We start from the raw sequence: 14,447 nt of genomic DNA, 5'->3' as shown, positions 1-14,447 counted from the left end.
CAGTACAGGCTAGTAGATTCTCGCGCGATTGCTAGGGCTGTTCCGCCAGCCAGCCGCCGCGACGCTGTATCCGCCGGTAGCACCAGTACAGTGTCAGCCCGCGGGCGGCGTTGAACAACAGGAAGGCAAACCACAGGCCGTGATTGCCCCAGTCCCGGCTCAGGTACCAGGCCGGCAGGTAGACCAGCGCCGCGCTGACCAGCATGGTCACCATCATCTGCCGGGTTTGGGCGCTGCCGACAAACACCCCGTCCAGCAGGTAGCTGGCCCCCGCCGCCAGCGGCATCAGGACCAGCCAGGGGGCGTGCTCGCGCATCAGCACCAGCAGGTTCGCCTGGTCCGTCAGCAGGCCGAACAGCGGCTCCCGGGCGACCAGGAACAGCGCGCTGATCAGCAGCGCGGTCAGTGCGCACCAGAACCCGCAGCGGGCGACCGCCCGGTAGAAGCCGGCTTCGTCACCCGCCCCCAGCAACTGTCCCGCAAGCCCCTCGGCGGCGAAGGCGAAGCCATCCATGGCATAGGCGGCGAACAGCAGCAGCTGCATCATCAGTGCGTTGGCGGCCAGTACCTCGGTGCCGAGTTTATCGCCGGCGGCGGTGAAAAAGGCGAAGCCCCCCAGCAGGCAGACCGTGCGCACGAAGAGGTGGCGGTTGCTGCGCAACAGCACGCGATAGGCGGACCAGCGCCACAGCTGCCGCCGCAGCTCGCCGCCGGGCAGGCCGGGCTGAACGCGCCAGACCAGGGCCAGCGCCAGCGCGCAGCCGAGGTATTCGGCGATGACGGTGGCCAGCGCGGCGCCGTCGCTGTTCATGCCCAGTCCGAGAATGAGCGCGAAGTCCAGCGCGATGTTGGTCGCGTTGGTCGTCACCACGATGAGCAGCGGTCGCCGGGTGTCCTGGCGGCCGATACACCAGCCGACCACGGCGTAGGTGACCAGCACCGCCGGGGCGCTGGCGATGCGGATGCCCGCGTAGCTCTCGGCCAGCGGCCGCACGTCCCCCGCGGGGGCCATCAGGGTGAAGCCCAGGCCGAGCAGCAAGGGGTGTGACAGCCAGACCAATAGCGCCAGGCCCAGGGCCAGCAGGGCCGACTGGGCCAGCACCAGGTGCGCCCGGGCCGGCTCGCCGGCGCCCATCGCCCGCGCCACCAGTCCGGTGGTGCCCATGCGCAGGAAGCCGAAGCCCCAGTAGAGGAAGGACAGCAGGGCGCTGCCGATGGCCACCGCGCCGAGGTAGTGCGGGCTGCCGAGGTGGCCGAGGATGGCCGCGTCGACCAGCCCGAGCAGGGGAATGGAAATATTGGACAGGATAGCGGGCCAGGCGATTCCCCAGATTTTGCGGTCAATCGAGATTTTGGGTCCCATATATGGTGTTCCATCAAAAACATGCGGGGCGAGCCGGGGCGCTCGCGACGAGCGATCGCCGTATCCTCAGTATTTTTTGCGCATTTGTTCCGCTATACTCGGCGAGCCCAGCCCTGCGACATAAGGTCGCAGGGCTGGCATAATAATTCAGCTGGTACGTTCGCAACGTCTTCCATCTCCCCGACCTGGCAAAGGTCAGCAGTCCGCCCGCACGCATTCGCCGTGGGATTGCACCGGATCAGGTCCGAAGGCGCTGCCGCGTGATCGGTTGTGGGGACCATAACGGATACAAAGAATGGAGACACGGGAAATGTTCTTGAAAGCGAAGCGGCTGACCGCCCTGGCGCTTGGTCCTGTGCTGATGCTGTTGGGCCTGTATAGCGCCTCTACCGCTGCCGCGGACGCCAAGGTGAACGAGATCAATATGCCACCGGGCGTCACCAACGTGGGTCAGAGCATCTTCGACCTGCACATGACCATCTTTTGGATTTGCGTCATCATTGGCGTACTGGTGTTCGGGGTAATGTTTTACTCCATCTACTACCACCGCAAATCCCGCGGCGTCACACCCGCCACCTTCCACGAGAGCACCAAGGTCGAGATCGCCTGGACCGTCGTGCCCTTCTTCATTCTGATCGCCATGGCGGTGCCCGCCACCTCCACCCTGCTGGAAATCTACGATTTCGAGGACGCCGAGATGGATGTCCTGATCACCGGATACCAGTGGAAGTGGAAGTACGAATACATTAACGAGGACGGCGAGAACGTCGCCTTCTTCAGCAACCTGCGCACGCCCCAGAGCGAGATCTACAACACCGCCGACAAGGGTGAGCACTACCTGCTGGAAGTGGACGAACCGCTGGTGATCCCGGTGGACACCAAGGTGCGTTTCCTGGTGACCGCCAACGACGTGATCCACGCCTGGTGGGTGCCCGAGCTGGCCGTCAAGAAAGACGCCATCCCCGGCTTCATCAACGAGACCTGGACCCAGGCCACCGAGGAGGGTGTCTACCGCGGCCAGTGCGCGGAGCTGTGTGGCAAGGACCACGGCTTCATGCCGGTGGTGGTCAACGTGGTGAGCAAGCAAGAGTACGCCGAGTGGATGGCCGCCAAACAGGCCGAGGCGGCGGAAATCAAGCAACTGATGGCCCAGACCTTCTCCATGGACGAGCTGATGGAGCGCGGCAAGGGGGTCTACGACCGCTCCTGTGCCGCCTGTCACGGCGCCAATGGCGAGGGTGGCCTGGGCAAGGCCATCGCCGACAGCCCGATCGCCACCGGCGATATGGCCGGCCACCTGGAAGTGGGTATCAACGGCGTGCCCGGCACCGCCATGCAGGCCTTCGGCGGCCAGCTCAACGACGTGGACATGGCCGCGGTCATTACCTATCAGCGCAACGCGTTCGGCAACAACATGGGTGACATGGTGCAGCCGATCGACGTGTTCAACCACAAGAAAGGCTAATTGGAGGAGATAACGATGGGAGATCATCATCACGGTCCTGCCAAGGGCCTTTCACGGTGGCTGTTCACCACCAACCACAAAGACATCGGAACCATGTACCTGTGGTTCTCGTTCGCCATGTTCATTCTCGGCGGGTCCTTCGCCATGATCATCCGCGCCGAGCTGTTCCAGCCCGGCATGCAGCTGGTCGACCCGCTGTTCTTCAACCAGATGACCACCCTGCACGGCCTGGTCATGGTGTTCGGGGCGATCATGCCCTCCTTCGTCGGCCTGGCCAACTGGATGATCCCGATGATGATCGGGGCGCCGGACATGGCCCTGCCGCGGATGAACAACTGGAGCTTCTGGATCCTGCCGCCGGCCTTCCTGTTGCTGGCCAGCACCCTGTTCATGGAGGGCGGCGCACCGGCCTTCGGCTGGACCTTCTACGCCCCGCTGTCCACCACCTACGCGGCGCCGTCGGTAACCATTTTCATCTTCTGTATCCACGTGTTGGGGATCTCCTCGATCATGGGCTCGATCAACATCATCGCCACGGTGATGAACATGCGCGCCCCCGGCATGACCTACATGAAGATGCCACTGTTCGTGTGGACCTGGCTGATCACCGCCTTCCTGCTGGTGGCGGTGATGCCGGTGCTGGCCGGAGCGGTGACGATGATGCTGATGGATATCCACTTCGGCACCAGCTTCTTCTCCGCCGCCGGCGGTGGCGACCCGGTGCTGTTCCAGCACGTGTTCTGGTTCTTCGGCCACCCCGAGGTATACATCATCATCCTGCCGGCCTTTGGCGTGGTGTCCCAGATCATCCCGGCCTTCGCGCGCAAGCCGCTGTTCGGCTACGACTCCATGGTCTACGCCACCGCGTCCATCGCCTTCCTGTCGTTCATCGTGTGGGCCCACCACATGTACACCGTGGGCATGCCGGTTGCCGGTGAGCTGTTCTTCATGTACGCCACCATGTTGATCGCGGTGCCCACCGGGGTGAAAGTGTTCAACTGGATTTCCACCATGTGGCGCGGCGCCCTCACCTTCGAGACGCCGATGCTGTTCTGCCTGGGCTTTTTGGTGCTGTTCACCATCGGCGGCTTCACCGGCCTGATGCTGTCCATCGCCCCGGCGGACTTCCAGTACCACGACAGCTACTTCGTGGTCGCCCACTTCCACTACGTGATGGTGGCCGGCGCGGTGTTCTCCATGACCGCGGCGGTGTACTACTGGCTGCCCAAGTGGTGCGGCAAGATGTACAGCGAGACCATGGGTAAGACCCATTTCTGGATCTCCTTCATCGGCTTCAACCTGACCTTCTTCCCGCAGCACTTTGTGGGCCTGGCGGGCATGCCGCGACGGATTCCGGACTACGCCCTGCAGTTCGCGGACTTCAACATGATGTCCAGTATCGGCGCCTTCATTTACGGCTCGTCGCAGATCCTGTTCCTGTACAACGTGATCGCCACCATCGTGTCCGGCAAGCCGGTGTCCGACGACAAGGTCTGGGACGGCGCGGAAGGTCTGGAGTGGACCGTGCCCACGCCGGCGCCCTACCACACCTTCGAGACGCCGCCGAAGGTCGACGCTTCGCACGCGCACTCGTAAACGGGGCCTGAACCATGATACGGCTGAGCAACAATCCCGCCATCGATACCGCCATCAAGCTGGTGGCGGTGGCGGTGGCCATGTTTGCCTTTGTCTTCGTGGTGATGGTGCCCCTGTACAACGTGCTGTGCGACGCCCTGGGCATCAATGGCAAGACCTCCGGCCAGGCCTACACCGCGGTGCAGGCCGGTGTCGACGAGGACCGGGTGGTGACCATCCAGTTCGTGGCCACCAACAACGAGGGCATGCCCTGGGAGTTCAGTCCCAGCGTGACTGCGATGAAGGTGCATCCGGGCGCGTCCAACGATACCGTGTTCCTCGCCTACAACCCGCTGCCAGAGGCCATGGTCGCGCAGGCGATTCCCAGCGTGTCGCCCTCGCGTGCCGCGGAGTACTTCCACAAGACCGAGTGCTTCTGTTTCAACCAGCAGCCGCTCGACGGGCAGGCGCGGGCGGAGATGCCGCTGCAGTTCATCATCGACCGGGACCTGCCGCGGGATATCCACACGATTACTCTGTCGTACACAATATTTGATGTGACCGATATGGCGGGCGGCGCCGTCGCCGCCCGCTAGCGCACGCTGGTCGGGGGCCGGTGTGACAAAAATGGAGAATTAATAGAATGACTACCGAAACATCCACAGAGTACGAAAAGTACTACGTCCCTGAGAAAAGCAAGCTGGCGGTGTGCGCCACCATCGGCCTGATCCTCAGTATTTTCGGCGCCTCCTATGGCCTGAACGAAATGACCTTCGGCGACGGCAGCGGTTCCTGGGGCATTCTCTGGGTGGGCCTGGCGATATTCGCCGGCACCCTGTTTGTGTGGTTCCGCACCACCATCCGCGAGAACATCGCCGGCATGAACAGCGCCCAGCTGAAGAAGTCCTATGTGCTGGGCATGTTCTGGTTCATCTTTTCCGAGGTGATGTTCTTCTTCGCGTTCTTCGGCGCCCTGTTCTATGTGCGCAACCTGGCGGGTCCCTGGCTGGCCGGCGAGGGTGATGGCGGGCGCATGAACGGCTTGCTGTGGGAAGGTTTCCAGTACAGCTGGCCGATGGCCAGTACGCCGCAGGAGTCGATCGGCGGCGCCGGCAATCAGTTGATTGCCAATAACGGCACCTTCGAAAGCTATGACAAGAGCATGGCCTTTGGCGACGCCTCCGCGTGGTATGCCTGGCTGCCGTTGTGGAACACCCTTATCCTGCTGTCCTCCAGCGTTACCGTGCACATCGCCCACCTGGGTCTGCTGGATGGCAACAAGAAGAAATTCAACCTGTGGCTGGGCCTGACCGTGCTGCTGGGCATCATCTTCGTATTCGTGCAGGCATACGAATACTACGAGGCCTATGAACACTTCGGCCTGACCCTGAATTCGGGCATTTATGGCTCCACCTTCTTCATGTTGACCGGTTTCCACGGTTTCCACGTGATGATGGGCATGACCATGCTGCTGATCCAATGGATCCGCTCGGTGAAGTTCGGCCACTTCACCGCCGACGACCATTTTGGTTTCGAGGCATCCAGCTGGTACTGGCACTTCGTCGACGTGGTCTGGGTGTTCCTGTTCCTGTTCGTTTACATCCTGTAAGTCAGTCGCCCTTCTCATCCTGGGATGCCGCCGCGGGTCGCGGCCCGGCATCCCAGGGGTTGCGGTGCCCCAGCTGCCCGGTGGCCACTCCGTAGACGATGACCGCCGCCAGGCTGACGGCCAGGCCCAGCCGGACCCCCAGGGAGTGGAACAGCCGGCGTTTGTGGCGATTTCCCTGGTCCGCCATCAGAAAGTAAAATCCGCTTCCCAGGCTGGCGACCAGCGCCACCATCAATACGACGATCGCAATTTTCAGCAATGTTCAGCTCCTCTCAATTGGCCGTGCAGTATAAACCACTTGGCGTAACGCCTGCTGGCGGGCGCAGTCCGGGGCCGCGCGGGTGAGCGCCGGGCCGCGGCTGCGGCTGGACCTCGAGTGGCGGACCACCGCGCTGACCCTGGTCCTGCTGCCGGTGTTGGTGAGCCTGGGCTTCTGGCAGCTGGAGCGCGCCGAGGACAAGCGCGCTATCGCCGCGGTCCATGAGCAGCGCCGGGCCGCCGGGCCGGTGGAGCTGGATGCGCTGTGGGAGGCGCCGGCGGACGAGCTGGCCTTTCGCCGGGTAACGGTCACGGGGCGTTTTGACCCCGAGCGCTACCTGCTGCTGGACAACCGTATCCGCGAGGGTCAATTCGGCTACGAGGTGGTCGCGGTACTGGAGATCGCGGACAGCAATCGCGCGGTGCTGGTCAATCGCGGCTGGGTTGCCGGGGATTCCGCCCGTCGCAGCCTGCCCCGGATCGAGCAACCGCGCGGTTTGCACACCCTGTCGGCCAGCATCTATGTGGCGCCGGGGGAGGCCTATCTGCTGGGCGAGCAGGCGCTGGATGGCGGCTGGCCGATCGTGCTGCAGGCGCTGGAGATGGACAAGCTGGCGCCGGTGCTCGGGCGCCGCCTGGAGCGGGAACTGTTTCCCCGATCCCTGCGTTTGTCCGCCGTGGATCCAGCGGCGCTGCGCGCCGGCTGGTCGCCGGTGAACGTGAGTCCGGCCAAGCACACCGGCTACGCGGTGCAGTGGTTCTGCATGGCCGCTGTGTTACTGCTTGTATTCCTGCTGCGCAGCAGTAACCTCTGGCAACTGTTGCGCCGTCGAACCGGAGAAAACTGAAACGTGGACAACACCCAAACCGCCAACAGCAGCCGCCTGGTGCTGTTACTGATCGCCGGCATTCCCCTGACCATGATCCTGGCCGCCACCTGGCTGTGGTTCTTTGTGGTCCGCGGCGACCTGGATATCGTCGGCGCCCTGGGCACCGCCAACAATGGCCGGCTGGTGGAGCCGCCGCGACAACTGGCGGAGGCCGGCTTGCGGGACAGTGGCGGCGGAGCACTGGATTTTGACGCCCTGGAGGCGCAGTGGACCTTCGCCGTGCCAAACAGCGGCGAAACCTGCGCCGCGCAGTGCGAGCAGCTGCTATATCTCACGCGACAGATACACCTGGCGATGGGCAAGGAGTACAATCGCATTCGCCGCTTTTACATTAGCGACACGCCGGTGGCGGGGACCCGCCTCGAAGTGGGCGCCCTGAGCGACGATCACCCGCTGCCGCCCGGTTTTCCCGCCTATCTCGAGCGGGAGCACGAGCAGATGCGCGCGCTGGAAGTCGACGGCGCGACAATGGCGCGGCTGTTCGCCGAGCACCTGTCCGCCCCGGATACCTGGTACCTGGTGGACCCCGCGGGTTGGATTATGATGTCCTACGACAGCTCGGTGTCGTACAAGGATGTCATCGCCGACCTGAAATTCCTGTTGAAAAACTCCAGTGCCTGATCCGATATCATGAGCGAGACCACCCTCCCCGCCAAAGCCTCCTGGCGCGACTACAAGGAGCTGACCAAGCCCAATGTGGTGGCGTTGATGATCCTCACCTCGGCCATCGGTATGTTCATGGCGGTGCCGGGCATGGTGCCGCTGGATGTATTGCTTCTGGGCAATCTGGGCATCGCCCTGTGCGCCGGGGCCGCCGCCACGGTCAACCACCTGGTGGACCAGCGGGTGGACCAGCGCATGGCGCGGACCCGCAATCGGCCGGTGGCCCGGGGCCGGGTGGCGGCGCCGCAGGCGGCGCTCTTTGCCACGCTGTTGGGCGTCGCGGGCATGGCGATACTGATTATCTGGGTCAATGCACTCACGGCCTGGCTGACCCTGGCGTCCCTGGTGGGCTACGCTTTTGTGTACACCATGTTTCTCAAGCGTGCCACGCCGCAAAATATCGTCATTGGCGGCCTGGCGGGCGCGGCCCCTCCCCTGCTCGGCTGGACCGCCGTGACCGGCGAGATTCACGGCCATGCCCTGCTGCTGGTTTTGATCATTTTCGCCTGGACGCCGCCGCATTTCTGGGCGCTGGCGATTCATCGCCGGGAGGAGTACGCGGCGGTGGATATCCCCATGCTGCCGGTGACCCACGGGGTGATGTTTACCAAGCTGCACATCCTGCTGTATACGCTGATCATGTTCGCCATCACCCTGCTCCCCTTTGTCACCCGGATGAGCGGCCCCCTGTACCTGCTCGGTGCGGTGGTCTTGGGTGGCGGCTTTCTCTACTGGGCCATCGAGCTGCTGCGCAACCGCAACCCGCGGGCGCCGATGGAAACCTTCAAGTACTCCATTATTTACCTGATGGCCCTGTTCGTGGTGATGCTGGTGGACCACTACCTGTTTCCCGTCGCTACTCTGTAGCGGGCAACTGAAAAGCGGTCAGTGTCACCGGCCGCGCAGCGGCAGGGGACAGCGATCGATGGATGACAATGATTGATAAGAGCGGAGAGTGTTTGATGACAGACCGGAGCCGTCGCCAGCGCCGCGGAGTTCAGCTGACCATTGCCGGCGTGGTGGTTTTCATGTGTGTGGTGGTGGCGGGCTTTGTGCACCGCATCGGCCTGCCGCGGGCGATGAGCGATGCGGAAATGAAGGCCAATGGCACCTATATTCTGGAAACGCCTAGGGATATCGGGGATTTTTCCTTGCTGGATCACCGCGGCGAGGCTTTTACGCCGGCGCGCCTCGAGGGGCGCTGGACCCTGCTGTTTTTCGGTTTTACCTACTGCCCGGATATCTGCCCCACCACCATGAGTTTCCTCAATGAGTTCGTGGGGCAGCTTGAGGGCACCGAGGCGGAGGACACCCGGGTAGTGATGGTTAGCGTCGATCCGGCGCGGGACACGCCCGAGCAACTGGCCGAGTATGTGCCCTACTTCAACCCGGAATTCGTCGGTGTCACCGGTGAATTCCTGGATCTGTTCCGTTTTGCCACCGCCCTGAATACACCCTTTCGCAAGGTGCCGGGCCAGGGCGAGGACTACCTCGTCGATCACAGCGCCAACGTGGTATTGATTAACCCGCGGGGTGATTATCACGGCTTCTTCAAGGCGCCGCTGGATCTGGCGAAAATGAAGGTTACCTACCGCGCCGCGCGCTACCGCTGGGAGCGCTAGACGCCGACGCGTCACCAACCACCCTCGCCCACCGTAGACCGCCCGCCGAGTGCGTCATCGCACCGGCGGGTCTATAGGGTTAGCTGGCGCTTACCAACAGCGCCCTGGCGGCAGGGCGTTCCGGGGCGGCGTGTTCGTGCTCGAAGCGCTGTTCCAGCATGGCGTCCAGCTCCCTGGTCACTGACTCGGTGCTGGCGCGACCACTATCTACCTCGGCCGCGGGTTTTACCGCGGGGGTTTCCCGGGTTGCCACCGCTGGCTGAATCATTGCGCCCGCCTCCGCCTGGGTGGCGGCGCGGACAATCACGTAATCCACGTCCTGGGCCCCGGCAAATGGCGCCGTGGCCAGCAACATGGAGCTCAATATAGAACGCAGTTTCATATTACGACTCTCCAGTTTGTTACCTTGATGTGCGTAAGGTAACACATTTGTTACCTTGCCTGAAAGTATGTGGACGGCTTGTGACAGTTCAAGTCCTCTGTTTCTCTGCGTGAATAATGCACATTTTTATTATGTTACTGATTTTATTGAAAATAACTCTATTTAGTTCCAAATTGGATTTTTGCGTTTCGGATTGCCGCGAGCTTGCCGGGGTGTGATTCGCGGGTAACAAGCCGCGGCCGTACCCGGATTTCGCCGGGTACCGCGCGGGTCGGCGCCGCGCGGCGTGGCAATTTGCCCGCTGTTGGGCTTTAATGCTCGATTCTTCACGCCGCCGGCCGCGACTGCACCGGCGCCAAAGGCGTGCCAGCAACCCGCAACCGATGCGAGAGAGCGCCCATGGCCGACAACACCCTGCCAATCGTCCTGGTGGATGGATCCTCTTATCTATACCGCGCCTTTCACGCATTGCCGCCACTTATTAGTTCTAAAGGAGAACCTACGGGGGCGATCAAGGGCGTTATCAGCATGGTGAAACGCCTTATCAAGGACTACCCGGACAGCCCGGTGGCGGTGGTGTTCGACGCCAAGGGCAAGACTTTTCGCGACGAGCTGTTCGATCAGTACAAGGCCCAGCGGCCGCCGATGCCCGACGACCTGAGGGCGCAGGTGGAGCCTATCCACAGCCTGGTGCGGGCACTCGGCCTGCCGCTGCTCTGTGTCCCCGGGGTGGAGGCCGACGATGTCATCGGCACCCTGGCCAGGCAGGCCAGCGAGCAGGGCAGGGCCGTGGTGATTTCCACCGGCGACAAGGACATGGCGCAGCTGGTGAACAGCCATACCACCCTGGTCAATACCATGACCGGCAGCGTGCTGGACGAGGCCGGGGTGCGGGAGAAGTACGGATTTACCCCGGACCTGATGATCGACTTCCTGGCCCTGATGGGCGACAAGGTGGACAACATTCCCGGTGTCCCCGGTGTCGGCGAGAAGACCGCCCTGGCGCTGTTGCAGGGGCTGGGTGGCCTGGAGGATATCTACGGCAATCTCGACAAGGTGGCGGAGTTGGAGTTTCGCGGCGCCAAGAGCATGGGCGCCAAGCTGGAAAAAGAGCGGGACAAGGCCCTCCTGTCCTACGAACTGGCCACCATCAAGACCGACGTCGAGCTCGAATTGACGCCGCAGGAGCTGCGCAACGGCGAGCCGGACAGGGAGGCCCTGCTGGAATGGTACACGCGGCTGGAGTTCAAGGCCTGGCTGGAAGAGCTGTTGGGGGAGGGCGAGGTGGCCCAGCCCGAGGCGGTACAGGGCGACTACGACATTGTCTTCACCCAGGAGGCTCTCGACGCCTGGGTGGCGCGCCTTGAGCAGGCCGAGGTGTTCGCCTTCGACACCGAGACCACCAGCCTCAACTACATGGAGGCGCAGATCGTGGGCCTGTCGTTCGCGGTCCAGGCGGGGGAGGCGGCCTACGTGCCCCTGGCCCACGACTACCCGGGCGCGCCGGAGCAGCTTGAGCGGGACGCGGTGCTGGCGCAGTTGCGCCCGTTGCTGGAGGACGAGTCCGCGGCCAAGGTGGGCCAGAACCTGAAGTATGACGCCAGCGTCCTGGCCAACCACGGCATCACCCTGCGCGGCATCCGCTTCGACACCATGCTGGAGTCATACGTACTGGACTCGGTGGCCACCCGCCACGACATGGACAGCCTGGCCCTCAAGTATCTCGGTCACAAGACCATCCATTTCGAGGACATCGCCGGCAAGGGCGCCAAGCAGCTGACCTTCAACCAGATTCCGCTGGAGCAGGCCGGTCCCTACGCCGCGGAGGATGCGGATGTCACCCTGCGCCTGCACCAGGTCTTGTGGCCGCAGCTCGAGGCGGAGGGGCGGCTGGCGGACGTATTCCGCGACATCGAGCTGCCCCTGGTGCCGGTGTTGTCGCGGATCGAGCGCCAGGGCGCGCTGCTGTCCCGCGAGCTGCTCCAGCGGCAGAGCGCGGATCTGGGCAAGCGCCTCCAGGCGCTGGAGGCCGAGGCCCACGACCTGGCCGGCCAGCCCTTCAACCTGGGTTCGCCCAAGCAGCTGGGGGAAATCCTGTTCGACAAGCTCGAGCTGCCGGTGATCCGCAAGACGCCCAAGGGAGCGCCCTCCACCTCCGAGGAGGTACTGGTGGAGCTGGCGCTGGACTACCCCCTGCCGAAAGTGCTCTTGGAGTACCGCAGCCTGAGCAAGCTCAAGTCGACCTATACCGACAAGTTGCCGGAAATGATCAATCCGAAAACCGGGCGCGTGCACACCTCCTACCACCAGGCGGTGGCGGCCACGGGGCGGCTGTCCTCTTCGGACCCCAACCTGCAGAACATTCCCATACGCACCGAGGAGGGCAGGCGGGTCCGCCAGGCCTTTATCGCGCCAAAGGGCTACCGCATCGTCGCCGCTGACTATTCCCAGATCGAGCTGCGCATCATGGCGCACCTGTCCGGCGACAAGGGCCTGCTGCAGGCCTTCAAGGAGGGGCAGGACGTGCACCGCGCCACCGCCTCCGAGGTGTTCGACATCGCCCTGGACGCGGTGACCGCCGAGCAGCGACGCAAGGCCAAGGCCATCAATTTCGGCCTGATCTACGGCATGTCCGCCTTCGGCCTGGCGCGGCAGCTGCACCTGGGGCGCAACGAGGCCCAGGCCTATATCGACCGCTATTTCGAGCGCTATCCCGGGGTGCAGGATTACATGGACCGGACCCGGGGGCTGGCCCACGAGCGCGGCTACGTGGAAACCCTGTTCGGCCGCCGACTCTACCTGCCGGAAATCAATGCCCGCAACAAGATGCGGGTGCAGGCCGCCGAGCGCACCGCCATCAACGCGCCGATGCAGGGCAGCGCCGCCGACATCATCAAAATGGCGATGTTGGCGGTGTACGGCTGGTTGCAGGCGGAGCGGGTGGATGCGCGCATCATCATGCAGGTGCACGACGAACTGGTGCTGGAGGTGGCCGCCGGCGAGGTGGATGCGATCAGCGGGCAGGTCTGCGAACTGATGTCCGGGGCCGCCAGCCTGGACGTGCCGCTGCTGGTGGAGGCCGGGGTGGGGGACAACTGGGACGAGGCCCACTGAGCCGGTGTGGGTCGGGCCGCGTTCGGTCGGGCCGCGCTCGGTCGGGCCGCGCTCGGTCGGGCCGCGGCAGGCTGGCTCCCGGGGCCGCCGATAATTTTTCGCCCGGGGGGAACTCTGGGCGCGGACGCCAGTCTCATTAATCGTAGCTTGCTGCTACATGCTCTGGCGGTCATTCTCCATGGGCCGTTTTCGAGCAACGTCTCTTCCCCAGAGACCCAAGGTGGCCCGGTTGTCTACCCCCCTATAGGCAACCGGGCTTTTTTATGCACAGGATGTGCCGGGCCGCGTTTCTCCGTCCTTTTACTCGGCCAATCCCTCTTCATCGTCATACACACTGGCATCGGTCAACCAGGCGTCCAGGACCTTCCGCAGCTCTTTGTGCCCGGTATGCTTCAGTGCGGAGAACAGCTGTACGCTGATCATGTCGGACCGGTCCTGTAACTGGCGGCGGACCTGCAGCAGCGTATTGCTGGCGGGGCCGTTCTTGAGCTTGTCGGCCTTGGTCAGCAGGATGTGCACAGGCATGTCGGCGGCGATCGCCCAGCCCAGCATTTGCTGGTCGAAGGCTTGCAGGGGATGGCGCACATCCATCAGCAGCACCAGGCCGCGCAGGCTTTGCCGCTGTTGCAGGTAGCTTTCCAGCTGCCGGGTCCACTCCCGCTTGACCGCCTCGGGGACCTTGGCGAAGCCGTAGCCTGGCAGGTCCACCAGGCGCTGTTGCTCGCCCACCACGAAAAAGTTGATCAGCTGGGTCCTACCCGGGGTCTTGGAGGTTCGGGCAAGCTTGCGGTTGCCGGTCAAGCTATTGATTGCACTCGATTTTCCTGCGTTGGAGCGGCCGGCGAAAGCCACTTCCCAGCCCTCGTCGGGTGGGCACTGGGCGAACTTGCCGGCGCTGGTGAGAAATTCCGCGCGCCGGTATTCGGGGCGGGGCGGGGCCTTGTCGACTTCGGGTTCTGTCATGGTTGCATGGTGCCTTGTCCGGGCCTGTGGCGCAGGCCGGTAAATCGGGTTTGTTGGTGGTGCGCGCCGCCTCGAGCACTTCGCCGCCCTTCCGGGAAAAGGATGGCGCGGGCAGTTTTTCAACAGCGCGGCAAGTCGTATATAATGCCACAGCTTTTTTTCGTCGGCGGTGATTGGCCGAAGGAAGAGCCCCCAACCCTGATATGAGGTTAGCAATGAAAAAGTTGACACTCCTGGCCGCTATTTCGACCCTGGCCGTATTGGCACAACCCGGCATGGCTCAGCCGCCGATGGAGAAGTACAACAAAAGCTGCGCTGTCTGCCACAATACCGGGGCTGCAAACGCGCCCAAAACACACGACGTCGAAGCCTGGAAGCCGCGCCTGGACAAGGGGGTGGACGCTCTGGTTCAGTCGGTGAATTCGGGGCTGAATGCCATGCCGCCAAAGGGTATGTGCTTCGACTGCAGCGACGACGAATACAAAGCCCTGATTGAATTCATGTCCTCTCCGGCGGAGTAGGCGGGCACACAACAACCAGACC

Annotated in this window: 14 protein-coding genes; 10 read left to right on the top strand and 4 right to left on the bottom strand. The window is 63.4% G+C overall.

Annotated features, from left to right (window positions below; translation table 11 throughout):
- Positions 1-31: 31 nt before the first annotated feature.
- On the bottom strand, positions 32-1,363 hold the full coding sequence (locus JYP50_RS10925; protein ID WP_206560553.1) for an MATE family efflux transporter: 1,332 nt from the start codon (positions 1,361-1,363) through the stop codon (positions 32-34).
- Positions 1,364-1,673: 310 nt separating this feature from the next.
- Here JYP50_RS10925 and coxB point away from each other — a divergent pair, with 310 nt between their 5' ends.
- The 4 genes from coxB to JYP50_RS10905 are packed head-to-tail and all read left to right on the top strand — an operon-like array spanning position 1,674 to position 6,012.
- Positions 1,674-2,828: a cytochrome c oxidase subunit II gene (coxB, locus tag JYP50_RS10920; RefSeq protein WP_206560552.1), complete on the top strand. Its 1,155-nt coding sequence runs from the start codon at positions 1,674-1,676 to the stop codon at positions 2,826-2,828.
- A gap of 15 nt (positions 2,829-2,843) precedes the next feature.
- On the top strand, positions 2,844-4,424 hold the full coding sequence (gene ctaD / locus JYP50_RS10915; protein ID WP_206560551.1) for a cytochrome c oxidase subunit I: 1,581 nt from the start codon (positions 2,844-2,846) through the stop codon (positions 4,422-4,424).
- Between the two features lie 14 nt (positions 4,425-4,438).
- Positions 4,439-4,999 (top strand): cytochrome c oxidase assembly protein, encoded by a 561-nt coding sequence (locus JYP50_RS10910; RefSeq protein WP_206560550.1) that lies wholly within the window; start codon positions 4,439-4,441, stop codon positions 4,997-4,999.
- Positions 5,000-5,046: 47 nt separating this feature from the next.
- On the top strand, positions 5,047-6,012 hold the full coding sequence (locus tag JYP50_RS10905) for a cytochrome c oxidase subunit 3 (RefSeq protein ID WP_206560549.1): 966 nt from the start codon (positions 5,047-5,049) through the stop codon (positions 6,010-6,012).
- 1 nt (position 6,013) lies between these two features.
- Here the strand turns inward: JYP50_RS10905 and JYP50_RS10900 are convergent, their stop codons facing one another.
- Positions 6,014-6,271 carry a DUF2909 domain-containing protein gene (locus JYP50_RS10900; protein ID WP_206560548.1) on the bottom strand — a complete coding sequence of 86 codons (258 nt, stop codon included), beginning with the start codon at positions 6,269-6,271 and terminating at the stop codon, positions 6,014-6,016.
- Between the two features lie 82 nt (positions 6,272-6,353).
- Between JYP50_RS10900 and JYP50_RS10895 the strand changes: the two genes are divergently transcribed.
- The 4 genes from JYP50_RS10895 (at position 6,354) to JYP50_RS10880 (ending at position 9,445) form a co-directional block, all read left to right on the top strand.
- Positions 6,354-7,118: an SURF1 family protein gene (locus tag JYP50_RS10895; RefSeq protein WP_347136769.1), complete on the top strand. Its 765-nt coding sequence runs from the start codon at positions 6,354-6,356 to the stop codon at positions 7,116-7,118.
- A 3-nt stretch (positions 7,119-7,121) separates the two neighbouring features.
- A complete protein-coding gene (locus JYP50_RS10890) occupies positions 7,122-7,781 on the top strand; it encodes a hypothetical protein (protein ID WP_347136768.1) in 660 nt (219 codons plus the stop codon).
- Between the two features lie 9 nt (positions 7,782-7,790).
- Positions 7,791-8,690 carry a heme o synthase gene (gene cyoE, locus JYP50_RS10885; RefSeq protein WP_206560547.1) on the top strand — a complete coding sequence of 300 codons (900 nt, stop codon included), beginning with the start codon at positions 7,791-7,793 and terminating at the stop codon, positions 8,688-8,690.
- Positions 8,691-8,785: 95 nt separating this feature from the next.
- Positions 8,786-9,445: an SCO family protein gene (locus JYP50_RS10880; protein ID WP_206560546.1), complete on the top strand. Its 660-nt coding sequence runs from the start codon at positions 8,786-8,788 to the stop codon at positions 9,443-9,445.
- 79 nt (positions 9,446-9,524) lie between these two features.
- Here the strand turns inward: JYP50_RS10880 and JYP50_RS10875 are convergent, their stop codons facing one another.
- Positions 9,525-9,827, bottom strand: coding sequence for a hypothetical protein (locus JYP50_RS10875; RefSeq protein ID WP_206560545.1), 303 nt, complete (start codon positions 9,825-9,827; stop codon positions 9,525-9,527).
- A gap of 399 nt (positions 9,828-10,226) precedes the next feature.
- Here JYP50_RS10875 and polA point away from each other — a divergent pair, with 399 nt between their 5' ends.
- Positions 10,227-12,941 (top strand): DNA polymerase I, encoded by a 2,715-nt coding sequence (gene polA / locus JYP50_RS10870; protein WP_206560544.1) that lies wholly within the window; start codon positions 10,227-10,229, stop codon positions 12,939-12,941.
- A 300-nt stretch (positions 12,942-13,241) separates the two neighbouring features.
- Here polA and yihA read toward each other — a convergent pair whose 3' ends face one another.
- On the bottom strand, positions 13,242-13,904 hold the full coding sequence (gene yihA / locus JYP50_RS10865; protein ID WP_206560543.1) for a ribosome biogenesis GTP-binding protein YihA/YsxC: 663 nt from the start codon (positions 13,902-13,904) through the stop codon (positions 13,242-13,244).
- Between the two features lie 215 nt (positions 13,905-14,119).
- On the opposite strand from yihA, the gene JYP50_RS10860 reads away from it, so the two are divergent.
- The gene (locus JYP50_RS10860; protein WP_206560542.1) at positions 14,120-14,425 is read left to right on the top strand and encodes a c-type cytochrome; all 306 of its coding nucleotides are present in this window, start codon (positions 14,120-14,122) and stop codon (positions 14,423-14,425) included.
- The last annotated feature ends 22 nt before the right edge of the window (positions 14,426-14,447 follow it).

Source organism: Parahaliea mediterranea, assembly GCF_017255185.1.
Classification (GTDB): domain Bacteria; phylum Pseudomonadota; class Gammaproteobacteria; order Pseudomonadales; family Halieaceae; genus JAFKCZ01.
The sequence above is the reverse complement of the archived record's forward strand: the minus strand, read 5'-3'. Positions and strand labels throughout refer to the sequence as shown.